The sequence below is a fragment of the Rhodococcus sp. IEGM 1379 genome, assembly GCF_030056815.1.
In the GTDB taxonomy this organism is placed as follows: domain Bacteria; phylum Actinomycetota; class Actinomycetes; order Mycobacteriales; family Mycobacteriaceae; genus Rhodococcus_F.
This window is the reverse complement of sequence record NZ_JASHKR010000064.1, coordinates 5923-22821: the sequence shown is the minus strand read 5'-3', so window position 1 is coordinate 22821 and position 16899 is coordinate 5923. Positions and strand designations below refer to the sequence as shown.

Here is a 16899-nt window from a genome sequence, read left to right as displayed (position 1 = left end):
CGGAGTTCAGTGCTGGATATGAACTTCACCCCAAAATCATGTTCTACCCAAGACCGTTGGTTATTGCACTCAGAAATGAGTGTGGTTGAAAGTCCGGGATTGCCCGGCGCCCACGCAGGAGGACGAGGTAGGGGGAAAACTTTCGGAAGCGGTTCAATCCGTTCCTGTTCGTCTCCTCTGTACGCCCCGTGCGCCCTGCGCCGGGGCGTTTTGCATGTCTTAGGTCCTTCGCCTTGTGTCGAGTCGGTTTTCCCGGCGCGGCGCAGCGGTTCCGAAGTGGGATAACGACTGTCACGAGAGGAGGCGAAGTATGGCAAAGCCTGAGAAGATTTCTGCAGTTGCAGAAATCACCGAGCAGTTCAAGGGTTCGACCGCTGCTGTGGTCACGGAATACCGTGGTCTGTCAGTGAGCAACATCACGACACTGCGACGCGCTCTCGGAGAAGGTGCCACCTACTCCGTCGCCAAGAACACCCTGGTTAAGCGTGCCGCCAAAGAGGCTGGCATCGAGGGCCTTGATGACCTGTTCGTCGGACCGACCGCCATTGCATTTATCAAGGGCGAACCGGTCGACGCTGCGAAGGCACTGAAGAACTTCGCAAAGGACAACAAGGCGCTCATCATCAAGGGCGGCTACATGGACGGCGCTGCGCTGTCCGTGGACGAGGTCAACAAGATCGCGGATCTCGAATCCCGCGAAATCCTGTTGGCTAAGCTTGCCGGCGCGATGAAGGGCAACTTGGCAAAGGCCGCAGGCCTGTTCAATGCTCCCGCTTCGCAGATGGCCCGTTTGGCTGCTGCACTGCAGGAGAAGCTGGCCGCAGAAGGCGGAGCTTCGGCTCCCGTCGAAGCTGCCGAAGAGGCTGCTACCGAGGCTTCGGCCGAGGCCGAAGCCGAAAGCTGATCCGCACCCGCGCATCACTGCTATAACCCCGCCCGGTCGCGGATCAGCGACATGGGACTTACCGGAAGGACCGCCACAATGGCGAAGCTCAGCACCGAAGAATTGTTGGACCAGTTCAAGGAGCTCACCCTCCTCGAGCTCTCCGAGTTCGTTAAGGCATTCGAGGAGACCTTCGAGGTCACCGCAGCCGCTCCCGTCGCCGTCGCTGTTGCAGGCGCACCGGCCGCAGAAGCTGCTGAAGAGCAGGACGAGTTCGACGTCGTCCTCGAGTCGGCTGGCGACAAGAAGATCCAGGTCATCAAGGTCGTCCGTGAGGTCGTTTCCGGCCTCGGACTGAAGGAAGCCAAGGATCTCGTCGAGAGCGCTCCGAAGGCAATCCTCGAGAAGGTTTCGAAGGACGCAGCAGAAGCTGCAAAGGAAAAGCTCGAAGGCGCCGGCGCGAAGATCGTCATCAAGTAAGACGGTTTCCCCCGCTGCTCTCACGAGTAGTAGAAGAGGGTCACTTCCTACGGGAAGTGGCCCTCTTTTTTTGATCAATTTTCCGCGCGAGATTTGTCCGAATAGAAGCAGGTCAGAACTGTGCACGACCGCACCTGTCTGGTGAATTGTGTTCCTTCCCTACCGGTTAGTAGTATTCGCGGTCACGGGTAACACACACATGCGATAGAGTGACCCAACCCACATGGGGTGCATGCATCGGACATCGCGGAGGTAATGGTGGGAGTCGAGGTAGCGGTACAAGGACTGACAAAGTCTTTCGGGTCGCAAAGGATTTGGCAGGATGTGTCGTTGACGCTCCCTGCCGGTGAGGTCAGTGCTCTTCTGGGGCCGTCGGGCACCGGTAAGTCGGTATTTTTGAAGTCCTTGATCGGACTGCTCCGCCCCGAACAGGGCTCCATCGTGATTGACGGCACGGATATCCTCCAGTGCTCCTCCAAGGAGCTTTACGAGATCCGCAAGTTGTTCGGTGTGCTCTTCCAGGACGGCGCACTTTTCGGTTCCATGAACTTGTACGACAACATCGCTTTCCCGTTGCGTGAGCACACCAAGAAGTCCGAGTCGGACATCCGCAAGATCGTGATGGAGAAGCTGGATCTGACGGGTCTCGTCGGCGCCGAGGACAAGCTCCCGGGCGAGATCTCCGGCGGTATGCGTAAACGTGCAGGTTTGGCGCGGGCACTCGTACTCGATCCCGAAATCATCCTCGTCGACGAGCCGGACTCCGGCCTCGACCCGGTTCGCACTACCTACATCAGTCAGACGCTCATCGACATCAACGCGCAGAGCGACGCCACGATTCTGATCGTGTCGCACAACATCAACCTTGCTCGAACCGTGCCGGACAACATCGGCATGCTTTTCCGTCGCCAACTTGTCATGTTCGGCCCGCGTGAGGTGCTCCTGACGTCGGACGAGCCCGTCGTCAAGCAATTCCTCAACGGCACCATGATCGGTCCGATCGGTATGTCGGAGGAGAAGGACGAAGCTCAGATGGCTCACGAGCAGGCGCTCGTGGATGCCGGTCACCATGCTGGTGGTGTCGAGGATGTCGAGGGCATCGTTCCCCAGATGAAGGCAACGCCCGGTAACCCGGAGCGTCAGGCTGTCGGACGCCGCCAGGAACGTGTCCGCCAGATCATGCACACCCTTCCGGCCAACGCGCAGGCCGCAATTCAGGACAGCCTGAACGAAGCCGGGGTAGATGGCCAGTACGATCCCCAGTACGCCGACGCAAGCGGCTATGTGGGCGAGTGGGACGGAAATTCGCAGGACACTCAGGTGATCCCTGCATACGAGGGCGATCCATACGGAAACACGACGCACGGGCAAGGGTAGGCATATCGGATGGGTGTCACCCGCAATTCGGTTCTGAGTCCGGTCAACGGAGCGCTAACTCAGGCCGGAAATATCGTCGAGCTGTTTGTCGAGGTCGTCAAGAACACGTTCAGACGCCCATTTCAGTTTCGCGAGTTCATCGAGCAGGCGTGGTTCATCGCCAGCGTGACGATCTTGCCGACTGCACTGGTCGCTATTCCGTTCGGCGCCGTCGTCTCGCTGCAGACAGGCTCACTGATCAAGCAACTCGGTGCTGAGTCGTTCACCGGCGCCGCCAGCGTCTTGGCGGTGATTCAGCAGGGCAGTCCGCTTGTGACAGCACTGCTGGTTGCCGGTGCGGCCGGCTCGGCGGTGACCGCCGACCTCGGATCGCGGACTATTCGCGAAGAGATCGATGCCATGGAAGTGCTGGGCATCAATCCCATTCAGCGGCTGGTGGTTCCACGTGTTCTCGCGATGATCCTTATCGCCGTGTTGCTCAACGGACTTGTGTCCGTGGTCGGTATTGCGGGCGGATACTTCTTCAATGTGATTCTGCAGGGCGGTAATCCGGGCGCGTACATCTCGTCGTTCTCGGCCTTTGCGCAGCTGCCCGACCTGTGGAGCGGCGAGATCAAAGCCGCGGTGTTCGGGGTCATCGCGGGCGTTATCTCCTCGTACAAGGGACTGCATCCGTCGGGTGGGCCCAAGGGCGTCGGTGAAGCCGTCAACCAGGCCGTGGTGATCACGTTCTTGTTGCTGTTCTTCGCCAACCTGATTCTGACGATGGTGTACCTCCAGATCGTGCCGGCGAAGGGATCTTGACCTAAATGACCATCGCACGAGGCCGCGGCGACCAGTTTCTACTGAGAAGTCGCAAGCTCGCCCGAATGCCACTCAATGTGCTCGACCGCGCCGGCGAACAAATGTCGTTCTATGCGCGTGCCATTGCATGGACTCCGCGCACACTGCACCGCTACCGCAAGGAAACGCTTCGACTGTTGGCCGAAGTTACCTTCGGCAGTGGCGCTTTGGCTGTCATCGGCGGAACCATCGGCGTAATCGCGATGATGTCGGGATTCACCGGCGTCGTCGTCGGATTGCAGGGATTTGCCGCACTCGAGCAGTTGGGTAGTTCGGTTCTGACCGGCTTCCTGTCGGCGTACGTCAATACCCGCGAGATCGCTCCGATCGTTGCTGCTCTCGCGCTTTCGGCGACAGTGGGTTGTGGTTTCACCGCCCAACTAGGAGCGATGCGAATCTCGGAGGAGATCGACGCACTCGAGGTCATGGCAGTGCCGTCGGTACCTTTCCTGGTCACGACGCGCATGATTGCCGGCTTTGTTGCCGTGATTCCGCTGTACATCGTGGGCCTCCTTGCTGCTTATCTTGCTTCGCGCTTGATCAGCACCGTGTTCAACGGGCAGTCGACGGGCTCGTACGACCACTACTTCAACTTGTTCCTGCCACCGCAAGACGTGTTGTACTCGTTTGCGAAGGTCTTGGTCTTCGCATTCGTACTGATTCTGATCCACTGCTACTACGGGTTTCACGCGTCGGGCGGTCCCGCGGGTGTGGGCGTGGCTGTCGGTCGCGCCGTTCGCGCTGCCATCGTGACCATCGCGGTACTGGACTTCTTCCTCAGCCTCGCAATCTGGGGAACCACGACGACAGTGAGGGTGGCCGGATGATCGAGGCTCCGTCAGTCCTGCGCCGCCGCGTGCTCGGACTTGTGTTCTTCGTTGTGCTGGCACTGTTTCTCGTCTTCACGATCGGAACATTCAACAAGGCGTTCAAGGAGGTCGTTAAAGTCGACCTCGTCACGGACTCAGTGGGAAATGCCTTGCCGCCCAATGCCGACGTGAAGGTCCGTGGGCTGTTGGTGGGCGAGGTACGTTCGGCGTCAACCACAGACGGCCAAGTAACTTCCGTTCTTGCGATCGACCCGGATAAAGCTGATCAGATCCCGTCCAACGTCACTGCCCGTCTACTTCCGAAGACGCTGTTCGGCGAGCGCTACGTGTCGTTGATCATCCCGGAGGGGACTACGGCACCACCGATTTCGGCGGGAACCGTGCTTCATCAGGACAAGAGTGGCAACGCCGTCGAGGTGGGTGAAGTCCTCGACGGTTTGCTTCCCCTGCTGCAGGCAATTCCGCCGCAGGATCTCGCGAACACGCTCGGTTCGCTTGCACAAGGTCTGACGGGGCGTGGCACTGAACTGGGGCTCACCGTCGATCGACTCGAAGAGATCTTCCGAGGCGTCAACACGGAACTGCCTGCGGTCCAAGAAGACCTGCGTAAATTTGCAGACTTCTCGCAGACGTACTCCGACGCAGCGCCTGATCTGGTGAATGCTCTCGATAATCTTCGGACAACCGGAACAACGGTGGTCGAGAAGAAAAATCAGGTAAACACCCTGCTGGCTTCGTTGACCGCAACGTCCTCGAACACCGCCGACTTCCTCGAAACCAATGCGTCGTCGATCATCACCTTGGCAGCTGACTCCACAGAAGCACTGCAGTTGTTGGCGCAGTATTCACCGACATTTGGGTGCACCTTCAAGGGATTCTCGGACGCGGCACCGGATGCAGCGCAGATCCTTTCGGTCGACGCACCTAATCCCGGTGTCCGTGCAAACATTCAGATCGTGAATCCGAAGGGGCGTTACCTGCCCAATCAGGACGAACCTCGGCTCGTGGATAACCGCGGACCGGTTTGCTACGACAAGGTGACTGAGCCCGGCAAGCCTTTCCCGCAGTACCCCGGTGGTTCGTACGGTGACGGTTCCTACCAGGTTCCTTCGCGAAACGGTGGACCGGAGACCATGGAGTTCCTGCCGGCGCCGGAAGGCTCCGGGCCCCAGATGTTCTCGACCAACAACAGCGGTCCCGTGCAGCAGGCCGGGTACGCCGGCTCGAAACTCGAAGAGGATACGTTGAAGGTGATTTACGGACAGGCTAATGGTGTTGCGCCGGATGATGTTCCGTCGTGGACAACTATGGTCAGCGCTCCAGCCTTCGCCGGCGCGGAGGTGAGCTTCCAATGAGAGGTCTTGCAGCTCCGCTGACAAAACTCATCATCTTCATCGTCGTGACCATCTTGGCTACGGGCTTGCTTGCAGCGAGTATCGCGAATCTCGGAGGAGGCGGCGGAACCAAGTTCAATGCCGTGTTTTCCGATGTCACGTCGTTGAACGAGGGCGACGAGGTTCGTATCGCCGGCGTTCGTGTCGGTCAGGTCGAGAAGATCGCGATCGTCAACGACAACCAAGCCGAAGTCGAGTTCTCGGTTTCCGATCGAGACTGGTTGCCGGCCAGTTCCATTGCCACGATTCGCTTCCGCAACCTTGTCGGTCAGCGATACATTTCTCTGGCGCAGGGGGAGGGGAGTCCGGGTAAGAAGTTGAACGGGGGCGACACACTTCCACTCGAACAGACTCGTCCCGCCGTCAATCTCACGACGCTGTTCAACGGCTTCAAGCCGCTGTTCACCACACTCAGTGCCGAGGATGTCAACAAGCTTTCGTACCAGATCATCCAGGTTTTCCAGGGTGAGTCGGGAACGATCGGTGAACTAGTCCGCAACACAGCGAGTCTCACCAATACGGTGGCAGACAAGGACGCAGTCATCGGGGCAGTCATCAAGAACCTCAACGATGTGCTCGCGACCGTGAATGCGAATGACAAGAACTTGGATTCGCTCATCATCAACACTCAACAACTGGTCACCGGACTGGCTAACGAGCGGGGTGTTGTCGGTTCCGCAGTCACCTCACTCGCGGGTCTGACCGACGCGACCGCCGATCTGTTGGAGCCGACGCGACCCTCGATTCAGGGATCGATCACGGCGCTCAACACGTTGGCGACAACTCTGAATCGTCGTAGTGACGACGTGAATTCGGTGCTCTCGACGTTGCCGGTCAAGCTCGAGAAGTTGGCGCGCGTGGCCAGTTACGGCTCGTGGTTCCAGTTCTATCTGTGCGGAATCGACATCATCGCCGGTCCCGGACAGTCGACGTCGCTGAACTTGCCGACAGGACTGCCTACCGTCAATCAGCCGATCTACACCAACGCGGCCACGCGATGCACTCAAGACGGAATCAAGGAGTTGCAGGGCCGATGAAAAAACGTCGCAGTCCGGCCATGGCCGGCGCAATCGGCATCTTCGTGGTGCTTCTGGCAACTTTGTCCGCGTTCTTCCTCGATTCGCTCCCATTCGTCGGCGCAGGTTCTTCGTACGCTGCCGAATTCACCGAAGCTGCCGGGCTCAAGCCCGGCAATGAGGTTCGTATCGCCGGCGTGAAGGTCGGCAAGGTAACGTCCGTCGACCTCGATGGTGATCGCGTGCTGGTGGACTTCAAGGTGAAGGACGCGTGGGTGGGCGACCAGACATCGGCGTCCATTCAGATCAAGACGATTTTGGGTCAGAAGTACCTTGCTCTCGATCCGCGCGGCACCGAGAACCTGGACCCCAAGGAACGGATTCCGCTGGCACGCACCACGTCTCCGTACGACGTTGTGCAGGCATTCTCAGCGGCGTCCGACACGGTCGGTGAGATCGACACCGAGCAATTGGCCAAGAGCATGGAGACGTTGTCCGAGGCATTCTCCGAAACCCCGGATGATGTCCGGGCCTCGCTCGACGGCGTGAGCCGGTTGTCGCAGACGATCGCGAGCCGAGACCAGGACTTGCAGAAGCTGTTCGAGGCAACAGGAAAGACTTCGCAGATCCTGGCTGACCGGAACAACGAATTCACTCAGCTGATCAGGGACGGAGGGTTGCTGGTGCAGGAGTTGAACAATCGCCAGCAGTCGATTTCGCAACTGCTCACCGGTACCCAGCGAGTGTCGCAGCAGCTCACAGGGCTTGTCCGTGACAACGAGGCGGCAATCGGACCGGCGCTGACACAACTCAACGGTGTCATCGACATTCTGGAAGCCAACAACGAGAGCTTGGACAAGGCGCTGAAGCTCTACGAACCCTTTATTCGCTTGTACGCCAACGTAGTCGGTAACGGTCGCTGGTTCGATCAGGTCGTCGTCAACCTTCTCCCGCCGGGTCTGCCGGACATTCCGGGTTACCGCGAACCGATGCGTACGTTGGGAGGCAACTGATGGCTGACACTGCAGAAGCCGGCAGCGGCTCCCGGAAGAGGTTTTTTGCGATTGTCGCCGCGGCGTTGATCGGTGTGCTGGTTATCGTCGGGGGCCTGTGGTGGGTGTTGACCCGCGCCGGCACAACTACGATCACGGCCTACTTCGACAAGTCGATCGGAATCTACGACGGTTCCGACATTCGAGTTCTCGGCGTCAAGGTCGGCAGCGTCACGTCGGTCGAACCGCAGGGTGACCAGGTCAAGGTCGAAATGCGAGTCGATCGTGGGATCGATATCCCGGCGGGTGTCAACGCGGCACAGATCACGCCGTCGGTGGTTGCCGACCGCTACATTCAGCTGAGTCCCGTCTTCACCGGCGGCGACAAGATGGCCAGCGGTTCGGAGATCCCGATCGAGCGAACTGCTACACCGGTCGAGGTCGACCAGCTGTATGCCAGCATCAACGATCTCTCGTCGGCGCTCGGTCCAGAAGGTGCGAACAAGGACGGTGCGCTCTCGAAGTTTGTGGAGACCGGCGCAGCCAACCTGGACGGGAACGGACTTGCCTTGGGGGAGAGCATTACTCAGCTGTCCGATGCGGCTCGCACCCTGAACGACTCGCGAGACAACATCTCGATCACGATCAAGAACCTCAATACCTTTGTCGGAGCGTTGGCAACCAACGACCAGCAAGTGCGCCAGTTCAATACGCAGTTGTCCGACCTCACCGGCTTTCTGGCCGGCGAGCGTGAGGATCTGGGCGCCGCTCTGAATCAGTTGTCGCTGGCGCTCGGTGACGTCGCGAAGTTCGTGGCAGACAACCGAGATCAGTTGGTGACGACCGTAGACGGTTTGGTCGCACCCACTCAGACGTTGGCGAACAACAAGGAAGGGTTAGCAAATACCTTGACCATGTTGCCGCTTGCGATCTCCAACCTCGTGAACTCGTACGACGCCGAAGCTGGTGTTCTTGCTTCACGTTTGGCATTCCCCGACCTGGAGAATCCGGCCGCTGTGTTGTGCAAGTTGATGGATGTCGGCAAGTTGCTTCCCGGTGATCCGCGATTTGAGCAGTTGGGACGACAGATGCAACCGGCTATCGATCAGTGCGCCGGCGTTGCAGCGATGTCGGACGCGGCCGAGAAGGCGAAGAACCTGAATCTTCCCTTCGGGATTCTGGCCGGTCCGGAGCGTCAAACCCAGGTAGTTCCGGGCACAGTGCCCGGTGTTGTGTCACCGCGACTGACCAGTGGGGAGGGCGAGTGAAGCGCACATTGATTGTGGGCGCGGGCCTCTGCGCGGTATTGCTCGGCGCCACGGCCTGCTCGTCGGAAGGCATCTACGCCGTTCCGCTTCCGGGTGGACCGGACGTCGGATCGGATCCGATGAACCTGACTATCCAGTTCGACGACGTCCTGGATCTCGTTCCGCAGTCTGCCGTCAAGGTGGACGGTGTTCCGGTCGGCCGGGTCGAGAAGGTGACGGTCGGTCCGGACGGTTGGACTGCCGACGTGGGAATCATCCTGGATTCTTCGGTTGACCTGCCGGCCAATGCCGTTGCGGCAGTGGAACAGACCAATCTGCTCGGTGAGAAGTTCATTCAGCTTTCGGCTCCGCCCAGTGGAGCGGACACCACGGCGAAATTGGCCAATGGTGACCTGATCCCGCTGGATCGGACGCGTCATGCCACCGAGATCGAACAGGTGCTCGGCGCACTGTCACTGTTGCTCAATGGCGGCGGGGTCGGTCAATTGCAACCCATCGTGCAGGAACTCGGCGCAGCATTCGACGGTCGTGAAGGAAAGACGAGAAGTCTTCTGGAACAGGCAAACACGTTGATCGGTGGATTGAACGAACAGCGCGACGATATTGCTCGCGCCCTGGACGGACTCGATGTTCTGTCCACTCGCGTCAACGATCAGACCGAGAAGATCGACAAGATCCTCGACGAACTGCCCGTTGCAACACAGGTTCTCAACGAGCAGCGTCCGCAGTTGACGCAGATGCTCACACAGGTCGATCGCCTCGGAACAGTAGGCACCGATGTCCTCACTCAATCGAAGAACGATTTGATTGCGGACCTGCAGGCACTGCGGCCGACGCTGCAGGCCTTGGCGGATTCGGGTGACGATTTTGTGGGTGCACTTCCGTTCCTACCGACCTTCCCGTTCCCCGACGGCGTCGAGAAGATCACTCAGGGTGGATCGGTGAACCTCTTCCTGGTGGTCGACTTGCAGATCGGTAACACTCTCTCCGGACTCGGTGTCGGACAGGGGGATCCCGAGTATCGCCAGCCGAAGTTCGGCGACCCCAAGCCGGTGGTCGATCCGTCCAACCCGTACTACAACGGGAATGGTCCACGGCCAGGTTGGCCGACGGTTTCACTCCTTCCGATCGCGCCGATCCTGCCGCAGTTGCCGGTGGTCGCCGCATTGCCGGTGGCGCCGACAGGTGACGCGGTTGCTCCTGCCGCGAACGGCCCGCTCAACCCCATCCAGGGAATGCTGGATCAGTTCGGAATCGGTGGTGGACAGTGAGATCAACTCTGGTCAGATGGCAACTCGTCGGCTTCGTGCTGGTTGCGCTTTTCGGTCTCGTCTATGTGGGCGCCAAGTACGTACGTCTCGACAATCTCATGGGTTTCGGTCAGTACACGGTTAAGACGGAATTGGCGACGTCGGGTGGAATCTTCACCAACGCCGAGGTCACGTACCGCGGTGTACCAGTGGGACGCGTCGGCGATATGTCGTTGACGTCCAACGGCATCGAGGTCGATTTGATGATCGACAGCAATGCCCCGCAGATCCCGGCGTCGACAAAGGCCGTGGTGGCCAACCGCTCGGCTATCGGCGAGCAGTTCGTGGATTTGATTCCTGACACCGATCAGGGTCCGTTCCTCGAGGACGGATCCGTGATCGCGGTGGGTGACACCACGACGCCGATTCCGGTGGAAGAGGTGTTGGGCAGCGCCAACGGGTTGGTGCATTCCGTACCGGTCGACGCACTTCACACCGTCGCGGTCGAGTTGGGTGCAGCGTTCAACGGTAAGGGCGAAGACATCCAGGTCCTCGCAGATTCGCTGTCCGGTCTCTCTCAGTCCGGATTGGACACGCTGCCACAGACTCTCGGACTGATCCGGGACAGCGAGACGGTGCTCACGACGCAGTCGGATCAGTCGTCGGCGATCAAGCAGTTCAGTGCTGATCTCGATGTTGTTGCCGCGCAACTGCGTACGAGCGACCCCGACATCCGGCGTTTGATCGACAACGGCATCCCCGCGAGCGATCAAATTGGCGCGCTGATCAATGAAGGTGGTCCGTCGCTGACCACCGACCTCACCAACCTTGCGGCGACCACCAAGACCTTGGCCCCGCGCGCGATTGCATTGCAACCGTTCCTGATCTTCCTGCCAGGCTTGGCTGCTGCCGCCCCGACGGTTGCTCCGGGTGATGGAACCGTGCATCAGGGGTTGGTGCTGGAGACCAACAATCCGCTCTCGTGCACCGTCGGATACGAGGGCACCATGGCGATCCTGGATGACATGAAGCGCAAGGATCCAAACTTCGACGACACACAGCAGGACTTCCCGTTGAACACGGCCGCGTCGTGTGAGGTTCCGTTGGGCAGCGAGACCGGTGTCCGAAGTGCCAACCGGGTGATCTACGCCGATCCGGGCACGATCCAGCCGTGGGACTTCAAGCCGAAGGTGGACCCGGACAAGCTGAACCTCAATCCGATCGCGACTCAGTTGGCGCCGTCGATCGGAATCACGCCCAAGTAATCTGCGCGTGAGGTATCGGAGTCTGTGCAGTTCAGGCAACTTCAGTTGTGGCAGTTGCCAGTTCGTGGCCACAGTCTGAGCAATACAGTTAAGTAGGGTAGTGACGTGATTCAGAAAAACAGTTCGAAGGGGTCTACGGCGCCGATTGTGGCGGTCGGTGTTCTCCTCCTGGTGGCACTTGTTGCGCTCGGTGTGTTCGGCGTCGGGTATTTCAAGGCACGCAACGTTGCCGAGATTCGCGACGAGGCGTTGGTGGGGGCTCAGCAAGTTGCGGTCAATCTCAACAATGCCGATGCCGCCAATCTCGATGCCTCGATCGCGAACATGCAGTCATCGGTAACCGGAGACGAGATGACAACGTATCTGCAGACAGTTCAGGACTCCATCACGGATGAATTGCGGAACTCCGGATCCAAGGCGGACACGGAGGTCGTGCAGGCCGCACTCACCGAACTCAATACGGACGACCGGACTGCAACGGCGCTTGTCGTCGTGAAGGTAACCACCACCCAGGGCAACCAGTATGTGAAGAATCAGCTCGGCATGCGGCTGGGCATGGTCGAGGTGGACGGTGTCTGGAAGGCTCAGTCGGCTGAACCGATCGGTAACCGGGTCGATCTGGATTCGGGCACGCTGCCGGGCGCTGATGGTTCCGCTGGTTCCGCGCCCGCTGATGGTTCCGGACCGGCTTCTGGTGCACCGACAGCCCCTGGTGCCGTGACCCCAGCGCCGAGCGAAGGCGGCGATACCGGTGGTCAGTAGTCACCCGACCCGTTCTGCAGCGGCGAGACCGAATTCGCGGATCTGTTCAGTCCTTCGAAGGAGAAGCGCGTAATGCCACCCAAGCGCAAAGCCGGGATGCCGCCGGTCAATCCGAATCGACGGCCGAAGATTGCCGGATCAGCCCGCTCGCTGAACGTCCCCACAGGGACGTCGGGTACCGAAGCCGTCGAGCCTGAGGCGATCGAGACAACCGCACCGTCAGTCGAGACGCCAGCCGAGGCAACACCGGCCGTCGAGGTTCCGAAAACAAGTCTGAAGAAACTCAAGACGCCTCAGCCGGCTGAATCCACACCAGCCGAGGTCTCGGCTGATGCTCCGTCCGAACTCAAGGCGGGGGAGACGGCAGCAGAAACCACTGAATCTTCCGTCGCCGAGCATTCGGGTCGAACTCAGTGGGGTCTCGTCGCCGGGGTCGGGGTGGCCGCAGTGGTGGTCGCCGTGTTCGCCGGCCTCGCGTTCTTCAAAGTGGGCGCACAGATCGACGACGTCGCTTGGGTGGACGAGGGCGCAACGGCGGAAGTGCTCCGGATTACGCCTCCGGCGTTGGAAGCCGTGTTCACATTTGCTCCCGATACCTTCGACGCTGATTTCGACAAGGGCGTACAGGGGCTCAATCAAGCCATGCGCGACCAGTTGACTCAGTACAAGGACACGCAGAAGGCCGGCGTCGAACAGACGCAGACGGCGACTACAGCCGACGTCACGGAGATCGGCATTACGCGTCTCGAAAAGGACCGGGCGCAATTGCTCGCGCAGTTGAACGTGAGTTCGACGCAGAGTGGAGTTGCCGCCGGTTCGCGGTCGGGGATGGTTGTCGTCAGCTTGGAGAAGCAGGACGGGAACTGGCTGATCTCGGAGATCAAGGATCGCTAGAGTCCTGGCGTTGTTCGGAAATCTGGACCGGAGTGGAAATTCCGGTCCAGATTTTTCGTTTCCGGGCTATGGTCTCGGTAGAATGCCCCGGATGTGTTCGAATCCTCGCTAATCTGATGTTCGAATGCCGCGACACGCCCTGGCGCTCTTGACGCAACGGGCCGCAAGGTCCAGTCTGATCGGTGAACACGCGCAGACCCTGAATCTACGGCCTACGCCAGTACCTGAATCTGACCCCTCCGTACACCCGACTCGACATTTCCTGAGTAAGGGTGTACTTTTGGACGTTGCGCTGGCTGCCTCCTGTCCACCCCTCGTCTCAACCGCTGCGAAGTCAAGAACTTCTTGCTTTCTGCGACGGGTTTCGTTCGGGTTGTAACCAGCGAAATTCGAAGCAGATACAGCGGCGGTCGCAACAGTACGGAGCGGCCCGCGTGAGGTGCTGGAAGGACGCATCTTGGCAGTCTCTAGCCAGACCAAGGCAGTTTCCGGAATCCCCGGAGCCCCAAAGAGGGTTTCGTTCGCGAAAGTTCGCGAACCCCTCGATGTTCCCGGGCTTCTTGATGTTCAAACCGATTCGTTCGAGTGGTTGATCGGCGCGCAGAGTTGGCGCGAACGAGCAGCAGCTCTCGGCGACAATGCAGTGTCCGGCGGTCTCGAAGACATCCTCGCGGAGCTTTCTCCGATCGAGGATTTCTCCGGCTCTATGTCACTCTCTTTCTCTGATCCTCGATTCGACGAGGTCAAGGCCTCGACGGACGAGTGCAAAGACAAGGACATGACCTACGCGGCGCCTTTGTTCGTCACCGCGGAGTTCATCAACAACAACACTGGTGAGATCAAGAGCCAGACGGTCTTCATGGGTGATTTCCCGATGATGACCCCTAAGGGCACCTTCATCATCAACGGCACGGAGCGCGTGGTCGTCTCGCAGCTCGTGCGTTCTCCCGGTGTGTACTTCGACGTGAGCGTCGACAAGAGCACCGAGAAGGATCTGCACAGCGTCAAGGTGATCCCGGGTCGTGGCGCATGGCTCGAATTCGACGTCGACAAGCGTGACACCGTTGGTGTCCGTATCGACCGTAAGCGTCGTCAGCCCGTTACCGTCCTGCTCAAGGCACTCGGCTGGACCACGGAGCAGATCACGGAGCGCTTCGGCTTCTCCGAGATCCTCATGGCCACGCTGGAGAAGGACAACACCGCCGGCACCGATGAGGCGTTGCTCGATATCTACCGCAAGCTGCGTCCGGGCGAGCCCCCCACCAAGGAGAGCGCGCAAACCCTGCTGGAGAACCTGTTCTTCAAGGACAAGCGTTACGACCTCGCTCGCGTGGGTCGTTACAAGATCAACAAGAAGCTCGGCCTGAACGCTGGCCAGCCGATCGTTGCATCGACGCTTACCGAAGAAGACATCGTCGCGACAGTTGAGTACCTCGTGCGTTTGCACGCTGGTGACCTGTCGATGACGGCTCCGGACGGCGTCGAGGTTCCCGTCGAGGTCGACGACATCGACCACTTCGGCAACCGTCGTCTGCGTACCGTCGGCGAGCTCATTCAGAACCAGATCCGCGTGGGCCTGTCCCGCATGGAGCGCGTGGTTCGTGAGCGCATGACCACGCAGGACGTCGAGGCAATCACGCCTCAGACACTGATCAACATCCGCCCGGTCGTCGCTGCGATCAAGGAGTTCTTCGGAACGTCCCAGCTGTCGCAGTTCATGGACCAGAACAACCCGCTGTCGGGGCTGACGCACAAGCGTCGTCTGTCCGCCCTCGGCCCGGGTGGTCTGTCCCGTGAGCGCGCCGGCCTCGAGGTTCGCGACGTTCACCCGTCGCACTACGGCCGCATGTGCCCGATCGAGACCCCGGAAGGCCCGAACATCGGCCTGATCGGTTCTCTCTCGGTGTACGCACGAGTCAACCCGTTCGGCTTCATCGAGACGCCGTACCGCCAGGTTGTCGACGGACAGGTCACCGACGTCGTCGATTACCTGACTGCCGACGAAGAGGACCGTCACGTCGTCGCTCAGGCCAACTCGGCCATCGACCGTGAAGGCCGCTTCACCGACGCGAAGATCCTTGTCCGTCGTAAGGGTGGCGAGGTCGAGTTCGTCTCGTCCACCGACATCGACTACATGGACGTTTCGCCGCGCCAGATGGTGTCCGTCGCTACCGCGATGATTCCGTTCCTCGAGCACGACGATGCAAACCGTGCCCTGATGGGCGCGAACATGCAGCGTCAGGCTGTCCCGCTGGTTCGCAGCGAGGCTCCTCTCGTGGGTACCGGTATGGAGCTGCGTGCAGCTGTGGATGCCGGCGACGTCATCATCACCGAGAAGACGGGCGTGGTGGAGGAAATCTCCGCTGACTTCGTCACGGTTATGGCTGACGACGGAAGTCGCAAGACGTACCGGATGCGAAAGTTCGCTCGCTCCAACCAGGGCACCTGCGCCAACCAGCGTCCGATCGTGGACGAAGGACAGCGCGTCGAAGCCGGCCAGGTTCTGGCTGACGGTCCTTGCACGGAGAACGGCGAGATGGCGCTGGGCAAGAACTTGCTCGTCGCAATCATGCCGTGGGAAGGCCACAACTACGAGGACGCGATCATTCTGTCGCAGCGTCTCGTGGAAGAGGACGTCCTGACCTCGATTCACATCGAGGAGCACGAGATCGATGCCCGCGACACCAAGCTCGGTGCCGAGGAAATCACTCGCGACATCCCGAACGTCTCCGACGAGGTCCTCGCTGACCTCGACGAGCGCGGCATCATCCGTATCGGTGCCGAGGTTCGTGACGGTGACGTGCTGGTCGGAAAGGTCACGCCGAAGGGCGAGACCGAGCTGACCCCCGAAGAGCGTCTCCTTCGCGCCATCTTCGGTGAGAAGGCTCGCGAGGTTCGTGACACGTCCCTCAAGGTTCCTCACGGTGAGACCGGCAAGGTCATCGGCATCCGCGTCTTCTCGCGTGATGACGACGACGATCTGCCTCCCGGTGTCAACGAGCTCGTCCGCGTGTACGTGGCACAGAAGCGCAAGATCCAGGACGGCGACAAGCTCGCCGGCCGCCACGGCAACAAGGGCGTCATCGGCAAGATCCTGCCGCAGGAAGACATGCCGTTCCTTTCGGACGGCACGCCTGTCGACATCATCCTGAACACGCACGGCGTCCCGCGTCGTATGAATATCGGTCAGGTCCTGGAGACCCACCTCGGGTGGATCGGCAAGACCGGCTGGAATATTCAGGTCGCGGCTGACGGCACCCGTCCGGACTGGGCTGCGACCCTGCCGGAAGAGATGCTGTCCGCTCCCGCCGACTCGAACATCGCAACCCCGGTGTTCGACGGCGCGAAGGAAGACGAGCTCACTGGTCTTCTTGCCTCCACAATCCCGAACCGTGACGGCGAGCAGATGGTCGGCTCCGACGGAAAGGCCACCTTGTTCGACGGCCGCTCCGGCGAGCCGTTCCCGTACCCGGTCTCGGTCGGTTACATGTACATCATCAAGCTGCACCACTTGGTCGACGACAAGATCCACGCTCGTTCGACCGGTCCGTACTCGATGATCACGCAGCAGCCTCTCGGTGGTAAGGCCCAGTTCGGTGGCCAGCGCTTCGGTGAGATGGAGTGCTGGGCGATGCAGGCCTACGG

General features: G+C 60.1%; 14 protein-coding genes. All 14 read left to right on the top strand.

The features are described from left to right. The first annotated feature begins 310 nt into the window (after window positions 1-310). Entirely contained in the window at window positions 311-904 is a 594-nt protein-coding gene (rplJ, locus tag QM600_RS23235) for a 50S ribosomal protein L10 (RefSeq protein WP_283263924.1), read from the top strand. 78 nt (window positions 905-982) lie between these two features. Beyond that, window positions 983-1363 (top strand): 50S ribosomal protein L7/L12, encoded by a 381-nt coding sequence (gene rplL, locus QM600_RS23230; protein WP_243619742.1) that lies wholly within the window; start codon window positions 983-985, stop codon window positions 1361-1363. A 255-nt stretch (window positions 1364-1618) separates the two neighbouring features. Further along, window positions 1619-2740 carry an ABC transporter ATP-binding protein gene (locus tag QM600_RS23225; RefSeq protein WP_283263926.1) on the top strand — a complete coding sequence of 374 codons (1122 nt, stop codon included), beginning with the start codon at window positions 1619-1621 and terminating at the stop codon, window positions 2738-2740. A 9-nt stretch (window positions 2741-2749) separates the two neighbouring features. Further along, a complete protein-coding gene (locus QM600_RS23220; RefSeq protein ID WP_094271802.1) occupies window positions 2750-3544 on the top strand; it encodes an MlaE family ABC transporter permease in 795 nt (264 codons plus the stop codon). A 5-nt stretch (window positions 3545-3549) separates the two neighbouring features. Further along, window positions 3550-4410, top strand: coding sequence for an MlaE family ABC transporter permease (locus QM600_RS23215; protein WP_283263923.1), 861 nt, complete (start codon window positions 3550-3552; stop codon window positions 4408-4410). Further along, window positions 4407-5768, top strand: coding sequence for an MCE family protein (locus QM600_RS23210; protein WP_283263922.1), 1362 nt, complete (start codon window positions 4407-4409; stop codon window positions 5766-5768). The genes QM600_RS23215 and QM600_RS23210 overlap by 4 nt, the downstream gene beginning before the upstream one ends. Then, entirely contained in the window at window positions 5765-6844 is a 1080-nt protein-coding gene (locus QM600_RS23205) for an MCE family protein (RefSeq protein ID WP_283263921.1), read from the top strand. The genes QM600_RS23210 and QM600_RS23205 overlap by 4 nt, the downstream gene beginning before the upstream one ends. Further along, window positions 6841-7836, top strand: a complete 996-nt coding sequence (locus QM600_RS23200) for an MCE family protein (RefSeq protein WP_283263920.1) — start codon at window positions 6841-6843, stop codon at window positions 7834-7836. The genes QM600_RS23205 and QM600_RS23200 overlap by 4 nt, the downstream gene beginning before the upstream one ends. Continuing rightward, a complete protein-coding gene (locus QM600_RS23195; protein WP_283263918.1) occupies window positions 7836-9083 on the top strand; it encodes an MCE family protein in 1248 nt (415 codons plus the stop codon). Before QM600_RS23200 ends, QM600_RS23195 begins: the two co-directional genes overlap by 1 nt. Continuing rightward, the gene (locus QM600_RS23190; protein ID WP_283263916.1) at window positions 9080-10354 is read left to right on the top strand and encodes an MCE family protein; all 1275 of its coding nucleotides are present in this window, start codon (window positions 9080-9082) and stop codon (window positions 10352-10354) included. The genes QM600_RS23195 and QM600_RS23190 overlap by 4 nt, the downstream gene beginning before the upstream one ends. Continuing rightward, window positions 10351-11598 (top strand): MCE family protein, encoded by a 1248-nt coding sequence (locus QM600_RS23185; RefSeq protein WP_283263914.1) that lies wholly within the window; start codon window positions 10351-10353, stop codon window positions 11596-11598. Before QM600_RS23190 ends, QM600_RS23185 begins: the two co-directional genes overlap by 4 nt. Window positions 11599-11703: 105 nt before the next feature. After that, window positions 11704-12360: a hypothetical protein gene (locus QM600_RS23180; RefSeq protein ID WP_283263913.1), complete on the top strand. Its 657-nt coding sequence runs from the start codon at window positions 11704-11706 to the stop codon at window positions 12358-12360. A 72-nt stretch (window positions 12361-12432) separates the two neighbouring features. Continuing rightward, complete coding sequence (locus QM600_RS23175; RefSeq protein WP_283263912.1) at window positions 12433-13254, top strand: hypothetical protein; 822 nt, start codon at window positions 12433-12435, stop codon at window positions 13252-13254. A gap of 439 nt (window positions 13255-13693) precedes the next feature. After that, window positions 13694-16899: DNA-directed RNA polymerase subunit beta (gene rpoB / locus QM600_RS23170; protein WP_283263911.1), on the top strand; the 3206-nt coding region annotated here is incomplete at its 3' end.